Genomic DNA, 16,965 nt, shown 5'->3' on the forward strand with positions numbered 1-16,965 from the left:
GTCGCGGGTGCGGCAGGCTCCGCCACGCGAGCAGGGCCCGTCGCGGGAACAGGGGCAGCCGCGGGAGCAGAGGCCGGGCGGGTCCGGGCCGCTGCGGGACCCGCAGGCCCCGGCCGAGCGGGCCACGGTCGCGACGCCGCTGCCGGAGCGCGCGACCGTCGCGACCCCGGTCCCGGGAACGGCCCAGGCCCCCGGAGCCACCCCGGGCTCCGGCACCACCCCGGCCCCGGGATCGCAGCGCCCGGCCGCCGGCAGCCGCGAGCACGTCCTCACCCGGGTCGACGGCCCGGGCGCCGCGACCACGGTCGTCCGCGTCGCGCCCCCGGGGGAGAACCGCACCGCACCCCCGGCGGAGGGCCGCACCGCACCGCCGGTGGACGGCCGTGGCGCGCCGTCGACCGGGAGCCGTGTCGCGCCCCCGGCCGAGGGCACCGGTGGCTGCCCGGTCACCGGGCACGGACGCTCCGGCGGACACCCGCCGCCCCCCGGCGTCGCCGACGAGCGGGACCCCGCCCCGGTCGACCCGGCCGTGGCCGAGGAGTTCCTGCGCCAGGTGTACGCCGAGACCGAGCCGGGCGTCCCGCTGCCGGAGCGGCTGCGCCAGGTCCGCGCCGAGATCGACCGGGTCGGCACCTACACCCACACCACGCACGAGCTGGTCTTCGGCACCCGGGTGGCGTGGCGGAACTCCGCGCGCTGCATCGGGCGCCTGTACTGGCAGTCGCTGCAGGTCCGCGACCTGCGCCACCTGCACGACCCGGCCGACATCGCGCAGGAGAGCGTCGGGCACCTGCGCGCCGCCACCCGCGGCGGGAAGATCCGCTCGACGATGACGGTGTTCGCGCCGGACGCCCCGGGGCGTCCCGGCCCGCGGATCCGCAACGACCAGCTCGTCCGCTACGCCGGGCACCGCAACCCCGACGGCACCGTCACCGGGGACCCGGGGCAGGCCGACTTCACCGACCACGTCGTCGGGATGGGGTGGCCGCGGCCGCAGCCGGCGGGCCGGTTCGACGTGCTGCCGCTGCTGATCACCGGCCCGGACGGGCGGTCCCGGCTGTTCGACGTCCCGCCGGACGCCGTGCACGAGGTCCCGCTGCGCCACCCCGAGCACCCGTGGTTCGCCCGGCTCGGGCTGCGCTGGCACTCGGTGCCCGCCATCAGCAACATGCCGCTGGAGATCGGCGGGGTCGTGTACCCGGCCGCCCCGTTCAACGGCTGGTACCTCGACACCGAGGTCGGCGCCCGCAACCTCGCCGACACCGACCGCTACGACCTGCTGCCCGAGATCGCGAAGCGGCTCGGGCTCGACACCCGGTCGGTGCGCACGATGTGGCGGGACCGGGCGATGGTCGAGCTGGTCCGCGCGGTCACCTACTCCTTCGACGCCGACGGCGTCACCATGGCCGACCACCACAGCGAGGCCGAGCGGTTCATGACCTTCCTGGCGAAGGAGGAGGCCGCGGGACGGCGCTGCCCGGCCGACTGGAGCTGGATCGTGCCGCCGATGTCGGGCTCGCAGACCCCGGTCTTCCACCGCTACTACGACGAGCCCGACCCGGAGCTGCGGCCGGCGTTCCTGGAGCCGCACGGCCTACGGCCCCGCGACGACCAGGGCTGAGGGCCGTTCAGGGACGGGCGGCGACCGGGCTCAGGCCCGGCACCTGCCGGGTGCGTCCCCGGAACTCGGCGACGACCGTCCCGTCGGCGGTGCGGACGGTCACGTCGTAGAGCCCGGACCGGCCGCTCGCGGCGCGCTCGACGGCCTCGGCGGTGAGGACGTCGCCCTCGCGGGCCGGGCGCAGGAACGCGATGTCGGCGCCGCTGGCCAGCGCGGAGACGCCGTAGGAGTTGCAGGCGTAGGCCATCGCCGTGTCGGCGAGCAGGAACAGGTAGCCGCCGTGGCAGACCCCGTGCCCGTTGACCTGGTCGGGGCGCACGGTCATCGTCGCCGTCGCCCGTCCGGGGGCGACCTCGACGACGTCGACGCCCGCCGCACGGCTCGCCCGGTCGCCGTCGCGCATGATCGCGGCGGTCCGGGCGGCGACCTGGTCCGGCGCGGCCGGTGGGTTCTCCATGGGGACAGTCTCACCCGCGTGGGCGCCGGGCCGGGCGGGCGGGGCGACGGCGGCTAGGCTCCCCGGCATGAGCAGCGGGACGGGGCAACACGGACGCGGCGTTCCGACGGGCCCGCAGGAGCGCGTGCTGCTGGTGTGGGACGCGCCCAACATGGACATGAGCCTCGGTTCGCTGCTCGGTGCCCGCCCCACCTCGGCCTACCGCCCGCGGTTCGACGCCGTCGGCCGCTGGCTGCTCGACCTCGCCGGCCCCGAGGCCGAGGCCGAGGCCTGTGTGTTCACCAACGTCGCCCCGGGCAGCATCGACATCGTCCGGCCCTGGGTCGAGGCCCTGCGCAACGTGGGTTTCGCCGTCTTCGCCAAGCCGAAGACCAGCGAGGACTCCGACGTCGACGACGACATGCTCGTCCACATCGGCATGCGCTCGGCCGAGGGCAGGCTGCGCCACGTCGTCGTCGCCTCGGGGGACGGGCGGGCGTTCCGGGAGCCGCTGGAGAAGCTCATCGAGGTCGGCACCGACGTCACGGTGATCGGCTTCCGCGAGTACGCCGGGTTCGCGCTGGCCTCGGAGACGCTGTCGTTCCTCGACCTCGAGGACATCGACGGCGTGTTCCGCGAGCCGCTGCCCCGCGTCTCCCTGGAGACCCTGCCCGACGAGGGCGCCTGGCTGCCGCCGTTCCGGTCGCTGCGCTCGCTGCTCGACCGCCGCTGACATGGCGGTCCTCCAGCGGCTCACCGCCCCGGTCGCGCTGCCCTGCACACCCGGCTTCCCGGTCGTGCGCGACGCGGTCCTCGACGTCGACGACACCGGCCGGATCGCGTTCTTCGGCACGGCCTCCGACGCGCCGGCGACCGACGCCGTGGTGCGGCCGCTGCCCGGGCTGCTCATGCCCGGCATGGTCAACACGCACTGCCACACCCCCATGTCGCTGCTGCGCGGGATGGGCGGCGACCTGCCGCTGATGCCGTGGCTGACCGAGGTCATGTGGCCCGCGGAGGGCCTGCTGACCGAACAGGACGTGCACACCGGGATGCTCGCGGGCTGCCTGGACCTGCTGCGGACCGGCTGCACCACCAGCGTCGAGATGTACTTCTTCACCGACGCCCTGGCCGACGCCGTCCGCACCGCGGGCTCGCGGGCCGTGCTCACCCCGGGGATCATCGCCGCGCCCGGCTGGGACCGGCTCGGGACCTGGGAGCAGATGCGCGACGACGTCTCCGCCCGGATCGACGCCCGCGGCGTGATCCCCGACGACGACGGCCGGATCGAGCTCGGCTACGGCCCGCATTCGGCCTACACGCTGCCGCCCGGCGCCCTGGAGTCGGTCGCCGCGGCCGCCCGCGAGCGCGGTGCGCTGGTGCACACCCACGTCGCGGAGTCCCGCGGCGAGGACACCCACGTGCGCGAGGCCCACGGCTCCGTCCCGGCGATGCTCGACGCCGGCGGCGCGCTCGGCGGTCGGGTGCTGGCCGCGCACTCGGTGCACCTGTCCGACGACGACATCGCCGTCTACGCCCGGCACGGCGTCGCCGTCGCGCACTGTCCCGGCTCGAACGCGAAGCTCGCGGCGGGCACCGCCCGGCTGCTGGACCTGCGCCGGGCAGGGGTCCGGGTGGGACTGGGCACCGACGGTCCCGCCTCCTGCGACGACCTGGACCTCTGGCACCAGGCGCGGCTGGCCGGGCTGATGGCGCGGGTCGGGGCCGACGACGCCGCCGCCCTCACCGCCGCCGACGTGCTGCTCATGGGCACCGCGGACGCCGCGCACGCGATCGGCCGCGACGACCTCGGCGCGCTGGAGGCCGGGCGGCGGGCGGACGTGGTGCACGTCGACACCGACGACTCCGCGTTCGTCGCGCCGTCGGACGACGCGCAGCTCGTGTCGAACCTGGTGTGGGCGGGCGGCTCCCGCCTGGTCCACGACGTGTGGGTGGGCGGCGAGCAGGTCATCGACGCCGGCGAGCCGACCCGGGCCGACCGCCGGGCGTCGCTCGCCGCGGTGCGGTCGATCTCGGCGCGGCTGCGCGGGCAGGTCTGAGCGGTCCCGCGCCCCGTCAGCGGCCGAGTACGGCCGCGAGGTGCGGGTCGGTGAAGCGGCGGTCGGGGTCGAACCGGTCGCGGACGGCGCGGAACGCCTCCCACCCCGGGTAGGCGACGGCGAGCTCGTCCGGCCCCCAGGCGTGCCGGGTGGTCCAGCAGGGCCGTCCGTCGGCGTCCTCGCAGACCGCGCCCGCGAGCCGGCGGACCGGCTCCTCGGCCGGTCCGCGGGTCCGCAGCCGCAGGTAGGCGGTGTCCCGGCCGGACGCCGGGTGCAGCAGACCGGTCTCGGCCCGTCCGGTGCGCACCCGCACGGGACGCAGCTCCCGCCCCCGCGCGGCGACGGCGGCCCCCAGCTCGCGCAGGACCGTCCCGAGCGCGGCACGCGGCACGGCCCACTCGGACAGGTCCGGGTCCCACGGCTGCGGGTCCGGCAGGACCTCGTGCGGCGGCCCGGCCGTCCCGGGCGCCCAGCGCTGCGGCGGCGGCCACCCGGACCGCAGCCCCACCCCGGAGGACCACCACGACGACGCCAGCCGCGACACCGCCTGCCCCCAGCCGGCGCGCTCGACCGGACCGGTCGCCTCGGGCTCCGGCTCGGCCCAGCGCAGCACCGCGGACCCGGCGTGCACCGACGGGCCGACCGCGATGTCGCACTCGGTCCAGGCGTGCTCGCCGAGCAGGTCCTCGCCGAGCACCTCGTCGATGCCGACGGCGCGCTCGTGCACCTGCAGCCGGGTGAGCGGGACGGTGCGGAGCTCCAGCGCGGTCGCGATGCCCAGTGCGCCGAGCCCGCAGCGGGCGGCGTCGAGGTCGGGTCCGGTGACGTCGCGGACGGTGCCGCGGCCGTCGACCAGCCGGACGGCGCGGACCTGGTCGGACAGCGAGCCCTCCGCGGGGGCGCCGCCGTACATGCCCAGCCCGGTGGCGCCGCCGATGGTGGCGCGGGGCGCGTCGGGCACGGTGGCCAGCGCCCGGCCGGCGGCGGCGAGGGCGACGCAGAGGTCCGCGACGGTCTCCCCGGCCCGCACCCGCACGGTGTCCTCGCCGATCTCGACGACGCCGGTCAGCGCGGACACGTCGAGCAGTACGTCCTCGGTCCGGACGAGGGGTCCCGGGGCGCGGCCACCGGCGCCGGTGGGGCGGACGGTGGCGCCCCGTTCCGCGGCCCGTCGCACGGCCGTCACGACGCCGGCCTCGTCGAGCGGGCGGTCGGTGCGCCGGGGGCCGGTCGCGGCGGGATCGGTGCTCATCCCTCGCAGGGTAGAACGCCGTGGGTCACCGTGCGGAACGATTCGAGCACGCGTCGCGGCGCGTCGTACGGCCGTCCGGTGGGACGGCGGTGAACGTGGTGACGGGTGTGCCGGACGGGACGGCGCAAGCTGCGTCGAATGCCCTCTTGTGACCCGGACGGCCGCCCGATACGGTCACACTCCGTGGCGATCATGTCGCCACGCGAGTCCGGGACGAGGGTGTCCCGCACTCGGCCCCGTCGTACTGCCCGGAACCGCGCTCCCCACGGCTCCGGTCGGCTCCGACGGCGTCACCGGCGTCGCGCGCGCCACGCCGGTGGCCTCCGCACGCGCGAGGGCCGGGTGCGGTGGTCGGCTCCCTCCGACCATCGCCCCGGCCCTCGCCTTGCGTGCTGACGACCCAGCTCCCCAGCCGGTCGTCACCTCATCCCGCGGTCCCAAGGTGTGTCCGCGGGATGTTCTGGTGCGTCCTCGGCGCTCCCGGTCCCCACCGGTCCTGCCGTGCGGCCGTACGCCTGTGGCGTGCGGCTACTCCCCGGGACGCTCCGGGGGTGTCGTGGTTGCCTCGCGTGCCGATCCGGTCCCGAAAGGGCGCCGAACGGCCGTACCGCGCTGCCCGTGCCGGCGGAGCGACCGGGCCGGATGCCCGTCCGGTCGCTCGGACGCCGCTCAGGCCGTGCGGGTCAGCCGGTGCCGCCCGGCACCGCCCAGCAGGTGGGCGATCGCGGCCCGGTCCGCGGCGCGCTCGGCGTCGCGACGGCGGCGCAGCATCACCATGGCGGCGTCGCCCGGTGCGTTCCAGGCGTCGTCGCCCTGCTCCTGCGGCGCGTGGCCGAGCGGCTGCGCCGGGACCGGTGCGACCTCGGCGTGGAACGCGGCGACCGTGTCCCCGGTCGGCCGGACCGCGCCACCGCGGCGGGTCGTGCGGACGGTGCCGCGGTGGACGCGGCGCACGGCGTTGCCGGCGCTCCCGCTCCGCCGGCCGTCCCGCCAGCCCCCGACGGTGAGGGCGTGGAAGATCGGCGTCTCCTCCTGGATCTCGTCGTGCGACTCGTGCCGGCCGGGGAACGGCCAGCTCTCCTGCGCGGCGCGTCGCGCCCGGATCGACGACTCGAGGCCACCCGCAGCGCTGTCGAACTCGTACACCCGCCGTACCTCCTGCTCGCCTGACACGTGGGGACCCACGGCCTGGTCCGTATCGCGTACATCTCGTACCGCCGTTCGGCCCACTCACCCGGTCAACGGGTGACACCCGAGAGGGGAAACGGGGGTGACAGTTCTGGTTCCGAGGTCCCCTCGTACGAGTGGCGTGACCGGTCCGGGACTCTCCGTGTTGTCTACGGAGCGTGTTCATCCGGACTCCTCCTGGAGCAGTCGGTGACCTCGGCCCGGAGTCCGGCGCGTCGGAAGCCCTCGGCGACAGACCCTCGCATCGACTCCGGCGACCAAGATCCGGCACGTCGCGGCCACCATGCGGCGGTGCGTGACCACGTCACCACCCCTTCGTGCCGGTCCGGCCCGCGGGGTGTCGACTACACGGGTGTAGTTCGACGGAGCGTCACGAACGGCCGCCGGGACTGCTCCGTCCGTTCCGGCGCTGGGCCGTCCGGGGTGCCGTGCTCGGGGGCCGGGCCGTCACCGTTGCGTGCACCGCGCCACCCCGGCCGATCCGCCGTACCGTCGTGTCATGACGGAGCGGACCGGGCGGCCCGCCGCTCCTGCCGGGGGCGGCATCCCGCACCCACGGCACGACGACGACCCTGCCCCTCGTGGGCGCGCGCCCGCGGACGGACACCACGCGCACCCGGCGCACGCCGCGGACGAGGACCCCGGCGCCGGGCACGCACGTGTGGTCGCCCCCCGGCCCGCCGATCCCGCGGCCGGCGCCCACCGGGCCACCGCCGCCCCGCACGACGACAGCGAGCCCCAGGTCGACGACACCGCCGACCACCACCACCGCGCCGCCACCTCCGGCGGGCGGACCGGGCCGCACATCGCGGACCCCGTGGCGCGGGCCGCCGGGGCGCGCCCCCGCCCGTCGCCGCGGGCGGAGATCCCGCGCCCGCTGCGGATCGCCTCCGAGGCCTGCGCCCGGATGCTCGTCATCGCCGCCGGGTTCGCGCTGCTCGTCTTCCTCGTGATCGAGCTGCGGGTCGTGGTCGTCCCGGTGGCGATCGCGGTGCTGCTGTCCGCGCTGCTCGCCCCGCTGGTCCGGTGGCTGCACGAGCGGCGGGTGCCCCGCGGCATCGCGACGGCGCTGGTGATGGTCGGCGGTCTGGCCGCGCTCGGGGGGCTGCTGACCGCCGTCGTCAGCACCCTGGTCGACGGCACGTCCCAGGTGGTCGCGGAGGTCACCGACAACGTCGGCTCGCTGCAGGGCCTCGCCGACGCGACGCCGTTCCGGATCGACGTCGGCGTGCTCGGCGACCAGGTGCTGCAGGCGGTGCGCGACAACCAGCAGACGCTGACCTCCGGCGCGGTGACGACCGCCGCGACCGTCGGGGAGATCCTCGCCGGGTTCGCGCTCTGCCTGTTCGCGCTGATCTTCATGCTCTACGACGGCCGCCGCATCTGGGGGTTCGTCCGGCTGCTCGCCCCGCGGGCCCGGCGCTCGCGGGTCGACGTCGCCGCCCGCCGGGCGTTCGCCTCGCTCGTCGGCTACGTGCGGGCGACGGTGCTGGTCGCGATCGTCGACGCCCTCGGGATCGGCCTGGGCCTGTGGGCGACGGGTGTGCCGTTCGTGCTGCCGCTGGCCGCGCTGGTGTTCCTCGGTGCGTTCGTGCCGGTCATCGGGGCGGTGCTGACCGGCGCCGTTGCGGTGCTGGTCGCGCTGGCCACCGAGGGACCGGTGACCGCGCTGATCGTGCTCGGTGTCGTGCTGGCCGTGCAGCAGCTGGAGAGCCACGTGCTCCAGCCGGTGCTGATGGGCCGGGCGGTCCGGCTGCACCCGCTGGCGGTCGCGCTCGGCGTCGCGGTCGGGGTGGTCGTCGCCGGGATCGCCGGCGCGCTGCTCGCCGTCCCGCTGCTGGCCGTGCTGACCGCCGCGGTGCGGTCCCTGGTCGCGTCGCGCGAGGTCGCGCCGCGGGCGGTGGACCCGCTGCGCCCGCGCGAGGCGAACCCGCCGCCCGCCCTGCCGGGCTGAGCGCACGCCCTGCCGCGCAGGGCCTGCGGTGGGACGATCGCGACGTGCGTTATCTCGTGACGGGTGCGACCGGCTACATCGGTGGGCGGCTCGCGCCCCGGCTGCTGGGCCACGGTCCCGAGCCCGACCTCGTCCCGGACCCGTCCGCGGGCCCGGTCCACGTGCGCTGCCTGGTCCGCAACCCGGACAAGCTCGCCGACGTGCCGTGGGCCGCCGACGCCGAGATCGTGCAGGGCGACCTGCTGGACCCGGACAGCGTCCGCGCGGCCTGCGAGGACGTCGACGTCGTCTACTTCCTCGTGCACTCGCTGTCGGACTCCGACTTCGCCGCCACCGACCGGCGGGCCGCGCTGATCCTCGGTGAGGCGGCGCGCGCGGCCGGGGTGAAGCGGATCGTCTACCTGGGTGGCCTGCACCCGGACACCGGAGCGGGGAAGCTCTCGGCCCACCTGGCGTCGCGGGTGGAGGTGGGGGAGACCCTGCTGCGCTCCGGGGTGCCGACGGTCGTGCTGCAGGCCGCGGTGATCCTCGGCTCCGGCTCGGCCAGCTTCGAGATGCTGCGCTACCTGACCCAGCGGCTCCCGCTGATGGTCACCCCGCGCTGGGTGCACAACCGGATCCAGCCGATCGCGGTGCGCGACGTGCTGCGCTACCTGATCCGGGTCGCCGAGATCGACGCGCCGGCCGCCGAGCTGAACCGGACCTTCGACATCGGCGGCCCCGAGGTCCTCACCTACTACGAGATGATGCAGCGCTACGCCCGCGTCGCCGGCCTGTCCCGGCGCCGGGTGCTGCCGGTGCCGGTGCTGTCGCCGTCGCTGTCCGCGCACTGGATCAACGTCGTCACCCCCGTCCCGAAGTCGATCGCGAAGCCGCTGATCGAGTCCCTGGTGCACGAGGTCGTCTGCTCCGAGGACGACATCAAGGCCCGCATCCCCGACCCGCCGGGCGGGCTGATCGGCTACGACCGCGCCGTCGAGCTGGCCCTGTCCCGCATCACCGACGGCGAGGTCGAGACCCGCTGGTCGGGCGCGACCGTGGCCAACGTGCCGTCGGACCCGCTGCCCAGCGACCCGGAGTGGGCCGGCGGCGACGTCTACCTCGACGAGCGCGAGCAGGCCTGCACCGCCACCCCGGAACGGCTGTGGACGGTCGTCGAGGGCATCGGCGGCGAGCGCGGCTGGTACTCGTTCCCGCTGGCCTGGTCGGTGCGCGGCTGGATGGACCGCGCGGTCGGCGGCGTCGGGCTGTCCCGCGGCCGTCGCGACCCGCACGACCTGCGCACCGGCGACGCGCTGGACTGGTGGCGGGTGGAGCGGATGATCGAGCCCGGCGGGGCCCGCCCGGCCGGCAGCGACCGCGACCCCGAGGAGGGGCTGCTGCGGCTGCGCGCGGAGATGAAGGTGCCCGGCCGGGCCTGGCTGGAGATGTCGGTGCGCCCGCGTCCGGGCGGGTCGACCTACCACCAGCGGGCGGTGTTCATCCCGCACGGCCTGCCCGGCTACCTGTACTGGTGGTCGGTCGCGCCGTTCCACGGGATCGTCTTCGGCGGGATGGTCCGCAACATCACCCGCACCGCCGAGCGCGACGGCGACGTCCCCGCCACGGCCGGCCGCCGTCCGGCCTGGCTGCGGTCCCGTCCGCACCGCGACCGGGCGGCCTGACCGCCTCCGGTCGGCGCTCTCCCGACCACGGTGGCCCGGTCGGCTCCGGGCGACGGCGTCAGCCGCGGTCGGGGCCCGAGAGGGCGGCGAGCAGCACGGCGGACTCGCGCTCGGACACCGAGCGCGCGAAGTGCAGGAGCACGGCCTCGGTGTCACCGGGGCCGTCGAGCAGGTCGCGCAGGGCGCGCGCGGTCTCCTCCTCGCGGCTCGCGGCCGGCGTGTAGAGGTAGGCGCGGCCGTCCAGCTCGCGCTGCACCCAGCCCTTGCGGTGCAGGTTGTCGAGCACCGTCATGACGGTCGTGTACGCCAGCGGACGGGCCGGGGCCAGGCGGGCGCGGACGTCGCGCACCCGGCAGGGACCCGCGTCGCCCCACAGCACGTCCATCACGGCGCCCTCGAGCTCGCCGAGTCGACCACGCATGTTGCCTCCCGGGTCCGAGGGTAACCGCAACCCCCCATGCTCCCCCGGTCGGTGGGCCGCCGGTTCAGCAGCCGGACAGAGCGTGCACGGGCTCCACCGCACGTGGTCCCGGGGCGAGCACGACCCAGCGACCACCCGCCGCCTCCACCTGCGGCAACGCGGCGCGGACCTCGTCGAGGAGCTCGGGCAGGAACAGCAGGACACGGTCCGGGCGCAGGCCGGCGAGCTCGTCGGGGGACACGACGGGCACGTCGCTGCCCGGCATGCGGTGGCCCTGCTTGGCCGGCGAGGCGTCCCCGACGGCGGCCAGCAGCGACGCGTCCAGCCCGGCGCGGCACACCAGCGGCACCGCGCGGGACGCCGCGCCGTAGGCGGCGACGGTGCGTCCCGCCGCCCGCTCGGCGACCAGCCAGTCGCGCAGCAGGTGGGTGTCGTCGGCGGCCGCCTGCAGCCGGGTGAACCCGGACGGCTCGGTGACGGCGAGGGCGCGCTCCTCGTCGACGAGGCGGCGGGTCTCGGCGTCGGGCTCGGCCCCGGCCCGGGCGGTGACCAGCACGGTCCCGCCGGACAGCGGGTACCACCACGCCCGGTGCACGCCCAGGCCGTGCCGGCGCAGTGCGGTGTCCAGGGCGGGCAGCGACCAGTAGCCGTAGTGGCCGTGGCGCAGATCGAACCACTGGCCGTCGCGCAGCACGGTGCCCAGCGACAGCAGCTGGAGCGCGAGCGTCCCGCCGGGGGCGAGCAGCGCGACGCGCCGGGCGAGCGCATCGGCCTGGTCGGGCTCGTGCAGCAGCCCGTAGAAGTCGACGACGAGGTCGGCCCGCCCGGCCGCGGACACCGCGTCCGGGTCGAGCGCGGTCATGCCGCGCCCGGTCAGCCGCGGCAGCCACGACCCGCCGTGCGGGCTGCCGAACTCCGCGACCCGGCCGCCCGGGCGGACCAGCCCGGCGCGGGCGAGCCGGCCGACCGAGCGGTCGCTCTGCTCGGCCATCGCCCGCGGTTCGACGCCGTGCAGCTCCTCGGCCACCGCGGCGTCGGTCTGCAGCTGGGCGAGACCGCAGCCGGCGCACAGCCACATGCGCAGCGGGGCGGCCGAGTCGGGCAGCGGGGCGTCCCGCGCGGGCATCCGGTCCCACGGCGGCTGCTCGCCCAGGTCGAGCACGACCGTGCCCGCGGCACCGCCACAGGCACGGCACCGGGTACCCGGCGTCGGGTCGTCGGTCATGCGCCACCCCTTCGTCGCAGCAGTACTAGCTCCGATAGTAGATACGGGGGCTGAAAGCCCGCTGTGAACCCGATCGGAGCAACGTGGACTCGCGCAGCGTCACCGGGGCCGAGGCCGCTCGTTGTCGTCTCCGGTACCCCAACCGCAGCCCATCGCGCGCCCGTCGCACGCGGTGACCGGACCCGAGGGAGGTCGAGTGGACGTCGTACGGACCGTGGTGCCCGGCGCGCTGCTGCTCGACCCGACCGCCGCCGACGCGTCCGGCCCGGACCTCACCGCCTTCACCGTGCGACGACGGCGCCGCCCGGCCCGCGACGCCGTGCTCGGCCTGTTCGGCCATCCCGGCGACGCGGTGCTGCTCGGCGTCCCCCGCGGCAGCGGCTACGCCGTCGTCATCGACGCCCGGCCGGACGCCGACACCTTCGGCCGGCTCGCCGTCGCCCTGCTCGAGGGCCCGCAGCGGCTGCTCGTCCCGCCGGGCTGCCTCTACGGCGTCCAGTCCGTCGCGAGCGGGACCGTCGTCGAGCTGCGCAGCGCCACCCGGCTCCCGCGCCGGGAACGCTTCGACGTCGACCCGGACGACCCGGACCTCGCGGTCCGCTGGCTCCGCCCCCGGCCGTCCCGGACACCGGGGACGGCACGCTCGTGGGCCGCGCTGATCGCCCGCCTCGGGGCCCCCGCGGGCCCCCGCCGGGACCGCGTCTCCCTCTGGTGACCCCGGGCCCCGTCCCCGGTGTGAGGACGGGCGCATGTGAGCCGGGCGGCCCGGTCGGCGAGATCACGAATCGGTCACGTAACGTCGGTACCAGGCCGGATCGACGACGCCCCGCGCCGGACGGCGGCACGACCGTGTCTGCCGGGACGTGGACACGAGGGGTTTCCGAGGTGCTGAGCGAGCGCGAGAACCGTCGACTGCACGAGATCGAGGTGCAGCTGCGACTGACCGACCCGCGACTGGTCCGCCGGTTCTCCGCACTGAACGCCGCACTGCACGCCCCGGCCCGCCACGGCGGACGGCTGCTCGCCGGGTTCGCCCGCGACCGGCGCACCGTGCACGGCTCGGGCCCGTTCCCGACGATGCTGCTGGGGATCGCGCTGGTCGTGCTGCTGCTCGGTGCCGTGCTGGTGAGCGTGCCGGTCGTCGTCGCGGGGATCCTCGTGGCCGGCCTCGCCCTGGCCGTCGCGGCCACCACCGGGCCGCAGGCGCACCCCGGGACCGCCTGACCCGGCACCCCCGCACCGCGCACCGCGCGGTGCCTCCCCGGCGGAACCGCGCAGTGACCGGTGCCTCCCCGGACGGACGGGGTGGCCGTGGCGCGCGGTCGCGCGACCGGCGGCCTCAGCCGTGGGCGAGGTCGGAGAACCGGCTGTAGTGCAGCTGGTGGGCGACGGTGATCGTCGTGGTCGGGCCGTTACGGTGCTTGGCCAGGATCAGGTCGGCCTCACCGGCACGCGGGTCGTCCTGCTCGAACGCGTCGGGGCGGTGCAGCAGCACCACCATGTCCGCGTCCTGCTCGATCGAGCCGGACTCACGCAGGTCCGACAGCATCGGCCGCTTGTCGGTGCGCTGCTCGGGACCACGGTTCAGCTGGCTCATGGCCACCACCGGGACCTCGAGCTCCTTGGCCAGCAGCTTGATCTGCCGGGAGAACTCCGAGACCTCCTGCTGACGGGACTCGACCTTGCGGCCCGAGGTCATCAGCTGCAGGTAGTCCAGGATGATCAGCTTCAGGTCGTAGCGCTGCTTCATCCGGCGCGCCTTGGCCCGGATCTCCATCAGCGTCAGGTTCGGCGAGTCGTCGATGTAGAGCGGCGCCTCGGAGATCTCCGACATCCGCCGCGCCATCCGCGTCCAGTCCTCGTCCGACATCCGGCCGGCGCGCATGTCGGCCAGCCGGATCCGGGCCTCCGCGGACAGCAGACGCATGACGATCTCGGACTTGCTCATCTCCAGCGAGAAGAACGCGCTGGTCATGCCGTTCTTGATGGAACAGGAGCGGGCGAAGTCCAGACCCAGGGTCGACTTGCCCAGACCCGGCCGGGCCGCGACGACGACCATCTGGCCCGGGTGCAGACCGTTGGTGACCTGGTCGAGGTCGGCGAAGCCGGTCGGCACACCCGTGGACTGGCCGCCCCGGGAGGCGATCGCGTCGATCTCGTCCATCGTGGGCTGGAGGAGCTCCTCCAGCACCGTGTAGTCCTCGGTGGTGGTGCGCTCGGTGACCTCGTAGACCGCGGCCTGGGCCCGGTCCACCGCGTCGTCGACGTCGCCGCCGTCGGCACCGTGGTAGCCGAGCTGCACGATCCGGGTGCCGGCCTCGACCAGCCGCCGCAGGACCGCCTTCTCGCCGACGATCTCGGCGTAGTACGCCGCGTTCGCCGCGGTGGGCACGGTCGCGATGAGGGTGTGCAGGTAGGGCGCGCCGCCGAGGCGGACGAGCTCACCGCGCCGCTGCAGCTCCGCCGAGACGGTCACCGCGTCCGCGGGCTCGCCACGGCTGTAGAGGTCCAGGATCGTCTCGTAGACGGTCTGGTGGGCGGGCCGGTAGAAGTCCTCCGGCTGCAGGACCTCCACGACGTCGGCGATCGCGTCCTTGCTCAGCAGCATGCCGCCGAGCACCGACTGCTCGGCCGTGAGGTCCTGCGGGGGCTGACGGTCGAACGTGGCGCCCTCGCCGGGTCCGGAGGCCTTCTCGCCGTCACGGACCGCACGGGGCTTGTTGCCGGGACGATCGTCCGTCAGAGCCATACGCAGCGTCACCCCCGGTGGACACAGTACCGAACGCACGTTCGACGCGCGAGTGGTACGTGCTGCCCACCCGCGACCGTCGTCGGTGATCTGCCGGCCGGCGCGGTGCCCGACGGACCGCGGCGGGCGCGGCCCGGGGAGCAAGGCGCTCGCGTACCGGTACGGCCGACACTAGGTCGGCCGTACCGCCCGTGGCGAACCGGCCTGGTGATCGAACTGGGGATGAACTGTGCACGGATGCCGCCCGTCCCGGGACCGTGCTGGGGACAACCTGGGGACAGCGCAGCGGAATGGGCCGTCTGCGCAGGTCAGAGGCATACTCACAGCTGTGGACAACTTTGCTCTGGCGTGTCGTCGCACGCCGCGTACGGGCGTGTCGGAGCGCCCGGCGGACCGCTCACCGCCCGGCGCGTCCACAGGCCCGCCCGACGAGTGGGTCGTCACCGCACGGCGTGTCGGCTGCGTGACAAGGCATCCGGTGTGGGGTCGTCCGATCGGTGTCGATCGTCCATCCGGGACTGCGCACCGTGTGCACGACGCCCCTCCGGCCGGCCCCGGACACGCGAAAGGGCGGCGCCCGGAGCACATGGCTCCGGACACCGCCCTGTTCACGCTCGGTGGTCGTACGACCACCGGACCGCTCAGCTCGCGACGACCGCGATCGGCAGCTCGGTGGTGACCTCCGGGTGCAGGCGGACCTGCACCTGGTGCTTGCCCAGGGTCTTGAGGTGACCCGGGACGTCGATGCTGCGCTTGTCCAGCAGCGGGCCGCCGGCCGCCTTGACGGCGTCGACGACCTGGGCCGGCGTGATCGAGCCGAACAGACGGCCGGTGTCGCCGGCCTTGGCCGGGACGGTCACGTTGATGTTGCGCAGCTGCGAGTCGACCTGCTGGGCGTGGCCCAGGTCGCGGATCTCGCGGGTCTTCTGGGCCCGGCGGATCTGCTCCACCTGCTTCTCGGCGCCACGGGTGGCGACGACCGCGAGCTTGCGCGGGAGCAGGTAGTTGCGGCCGTAGCCGTCCTTGACCTCGACGATGTCACCCGGGGCACCCAGGTTCGGGACGTCGGCGTTGAGGATGAGCTTCATGTGTCTCCCCTTCCTCAGCGAGCGGTCGAGGTGTACGGCAGCAGGGCGACCTCACGGGAGTTCTTCACCGCGACGGCGACGTCCCGCTGGTGCTGCCGGCAGTTGCCGGTGACCCGACGGGCACGGATCTTGCCGCGGTCGGAGATGAACTTCCGCAGCAGACCGGTGTCCTTGTAGTCGATCAGCTGGGCCTTGTCCTTGCAGAAAGCGCAGACCTTCTTCTTCGGCTTGCGCACGATGGCCTTGGCCATGGTGGTGCTCCTGGAGATCGTCCTCCGCCCGTCACGGGCGGAGAGGTACGTGGATCAGAAGGGGGGCTCGTCGTCGGACGCGGCGCCACTGCCCGCGGGCGGGGCCGAACCCCAGGGGTCGTCATAGCCGCCGCCGGAGTTGCCTCCACCGCCGGAACCGCCGCCCTGTCGGGCGCCACCGCCGCCGCCACCGTCGTAGCCACCGCCGCCGCCACCGAAGCCACCGGAGCCTCCGCCCCGGTTGACCTTGTTGACCTTGGCGGTCGCGTAGCGCAGGGACGGGCCGACCTCGTCGACCTCCATCTCCACGACGGTGCGCTTCTCGCCTTCCTTGGTCTCGAACGACCGCTGGCGCAGACGACCCTGGACCACGACGCGCGCGCCGCGGGTCAAGGACTCGGCGACGTTCTCCGCCGCCTGGCGCCAGATGTTGCAGCGCAGGAAGAGCGCCTCGCCGTCCTTCCACTCGCCGGACTGGCGGTCGAAGGTGCGCGGGGTGGACGCCACGGTGAAGTTGGCGACCGCGGCGCCGGACGGGGTGAACCGCAGCTCGGGATCCGCCGTCAGGTTGCCCACGACGGTGATGACGGTCTCGCCGGCCATGACGGCTCCAATCAGCCGGCGGCGGGCGCCGGCGTGCGGGTGACGTCCTTGCGCAGGACCTTGGTGCGCAGCACGGACTCGTTCAGACCCAGCTGGCGGTCCAGCTCGGTGACGGTGGCCGGCTCAGCGGTGATGTCGAGGACCGCGTAGATGGCCTCGCCCTGCTTCTTGATCTCGTAGGCCAGGCGGCGCTTGCCCCAGACCTCGATCTTCTCGACCGATCCGCCGTCGTTCTTCACGACGGTGAGGAACTGCTCCAGGGACGGCTGCACAGTGCGCTCGTCCAGGCCGCCGTCGAGGATGACCATGACCTCGTAATGACGCATGAGAACCACTCACCTCCTATGGACTCGAAACGGTCACGGCCCGGACGGCCGTGACAGGAGGTTCTCAGTGCACCCCGACAGTTTCCGGCGGATGCGCGGGAGCTGCGGGGATGCCGGTACAGCCTAG

The 16,965-nt window shown here is 75.0% G+C and carries 17 protein-coding genes; 7 read left to right on the forward strand and 10 right to left on the reverse strand.

Translation table 11 applies throughout. The features are described from left to right. Positions 1-529: 529 nt before the first annotated feature. Positions 530-1,621 carry a nitric oxide synthase oxygenase gene (locus KPL60_RS31210; RefSeq protein ID WP_308016892.1) on the forward strand — a complete coding sequence of 364 codons (1,092 nt, stop codon included), beginning with the start codon at positions 530-532 and terminating at the stop codon, positions 1,619-1,621. A 7-nt stretch (positions 1,622-1,628) separates the two neighbouring features. Here the strand turns inward: KPL60_RS31210 and paaI are convergent, their stop codons facing one another. Beyond that, positions 1,629-2,078, reverse strand: a complete 450-nt coding sequence (gene paaI, locus KPL60_RS31215) for a hydroxyphenylacetyl-CoA thioesterase PaaI (protein WP_374228785.1) — start codon at positions 2,076-2,078, stop codon at positions 1,629-1,631. Between the two features lie 67 nt (positions 2,079-2,145). Here paaI and KPL60_RS31220 point away from each other — a divergent pair, with 67 nt between their 5' ends. After that, the gene (locus tag KPL60_RS31220; protein WP_226368029.1) at positions 2,146-2,790 is read left to right on the forward strand and encodes an NYN domain-containing protein; all 645 of its coding nucleotides are present in this window, start codon (positions 2,146-2,148) and stop codon (positions 2,788-2,790) included. Between the two features lies 1 nt (position 2,791). Then, a complete protein-coding gene (locus KPL60_RS31225; protein ID WP_226368030.1) occupies positions 2,792-4,117 on the forward strand; it encodes an amidohydrolase family protein in 1,326 nt (441 codons plus the stop codon). Between the two features lie 16 nt (positions 4,118-4,133). On the opposite strand, the gene KPL60_RS31230 is transcribed toward KPL60_RS31225, so the two are convergent. Further along, positions 4,134-5,369, reverse strand: a complete 1,236-nt coding sequence (locus KPL60_RS31230; protein WP_226354425.1) for a D-arabinono-1,4-lactone oxidase — start codon at positions 5,367-5,369, stop codon at positions 4,134-4,136. A gap of 669 nt (positions 5,370-6,038) precedes the next feature. Further along, positions 6,039-6,515, reverse strand: a complete 477-nt coding sequence (locus KPL60_RS31235) for a hypothetical protein (protein ID WP_226354426.1) — start codon at positions 6,513-6,515, stop codon at positions 6,039-6,041. 541 nt (positions 6,516-7,056) lie between these two features. On the opposite strand from KPL60_RS31235, the gene KPL60_RS31240 reads away from it, so the two are divergent. Both KPL60_RS31240 and KPL60_RS31245 read left to right on the forward strand, forming a co-directional pair. After that, a complete protein-coding gene (locus KPL60_RS31240) occupies positions 7,057-8,511 on the forward strand; it encodes an AI-2E family transporter (protein WP_226368031.1) in 1,455 nt (484 codons plus the stop codon). Between the two features lie 44 nt (positions 8,512-8,555). Further along, positions 8,556-10,175 carry an SDR family oxidoreductase gene (locus KPL60_RS31245; protein WP_226354428.1) on the forward strand — a complete coding sequence of 540 codons (1,620 nt, stop codon included), beginning with the start codon at positions 8,556-8,558 and terminating at the stop codon, positions 10,173-10,175. Positions 10,176-10,233: 58 nt separating this feature from the next. Here KPL60_RS31245 and KPL60_RS31250 read toward each other — a convergent pair whose 3' ends face one another. Together KPL60_RS31250 and KPL60_RS31255 are read right to left on the reverse strand one after the other, a co-directional pair. Beyond that, a complete protein-coding gene (locus KPL60_RS31250; protein ID WP_226354429.1) occupies positions 10,234-10,596 on the reverse strand; it encodes a BlaI/MecI/CopY family transcriptional regulator in 363 nt (120 codons plus the stop codon). Between the two features lie 64 nt (positions 10,597-10,660). Beyond that, positions 10,661-11,821 carry a class I SAM-dependent methyltransferase gene (locus KPL60_RS31255; RefSeq protein WP_226368032.1) on the reverse strand — a complete coding sequence of 387 codons (1,161 nt, stop codon included), beginning with the start codon at positions 11,819-11,821 and terminating at the stop codon, positions 10,661-10,663. Between the two features lie 196 nt (positions 11,822-12,017). Between KPL60_RS31255 and KPL60_RS31260 the strand changes: the two genes are divergently transcribed. Continuing rightward, positions 12,018-12,536 carry a dTDP-4-dehydrorhamnose 3,5-epimerase family protein gene (locus KPL60_RS31260; RefSeq protein WP_226354431.1) on the forward strand — a complete coding sequence of 173 codons (519 nt, stop codon included), beginning with the start codon at positions 12,018-12,020 and terminating at the stop codon, positions 12,534-12,536. 170 nt (positions 12,537-12,706) lie between these two features. Further along, positions 12,707-13,045, forward strand: a complete 339-nt coding sequence (locus tag KPL60_RS31265) for a DUF3040 domain-containing protein (protein WP_226354432.1) — start codon at positions 12,707-12,709, stop codon at positions 13,043-13,045. Positions 13,046-13,160: 115 nt separating this feature from the next. On the opposite strand, the gene dnaB is transcribed toward KPL60_RS31265, so the two are convergent. From dnaB to rpsF, 5 genes are all read right to left on the reverse strand, one after another. Then, on the reverse strand, positions 13,161-14,570 hold the full coding sequence (gene dnaB / locus KPL60_RS31270) for a replicative DNA helicase (RefSeq protein ID WP_062403954.1): 1,410 nt from the start codon (positions 14,568-14,570) through the stop codon (positions 13,161-13,163). 641 nt (positions 14,571-15,211) lie between these two features. Further along, positions 15,212-15,658 carry a 50S ribosomal protein L9 gene (rplI, locus tag KPL60_RS31275; RefSeq protein ID WP_226354433.1) on the reverse strand — a complete coding sequence of 149 codons (447 nt, stop codon included), beginning with the start codon at positions 15,656-15,658 and terminating at the stop codon, positions 15,212-15,214. Between the two features lie 14 nt (positions 15,659-15,672). Then, positions 15,673-15,909 (reverse strand): 30S ribosomal protein S18, encoded by a 237-nt coding sequence (gene rpsR, locus KPL60_RS31280; RefSeq protein WP_085915038.1) that lies wholly within the window; start codon positions 15,907-15,909, stop codon positions 15,673-15,675. Positions 15,910-15,963: 54 nt separating this feature from the next. After that, positions 15,964-16,512, reverse strand: coding sequence for a single-stranded DNA-binding protein (locus KPL60_RS31285; protein WP_208822721.1), 549 nt, complete (start codon positions 16,510-16,512; stop codon positions 15,964-15,966). Between the two features lie 11 nt (positions 16,513-16,523). Next, positions 16,524-16,838, reverse strand: coding sequence for a 30S ribosomal protein S6 (gene rpsF / locus KPL60_RS31290; RefSeq protein WP_062398960.1), 315 nt, complete (start codon positions 16,836-16,838; stop codon positions 16,524-16,526). Positions 16,839-16,965: the final 127 nt, after the last annotated feature.

Source organism: Pseudonocardia sp. ICBG162 (genome assembly GCF_020496225.1).
Classification (GTDB): domain Bacteria; phylum Actinomycetota; class Actinomycetes; order Mycobacteriales; family Pseudonocardiaceae; genus Pseudonocardia; species Pseudonocardia alni.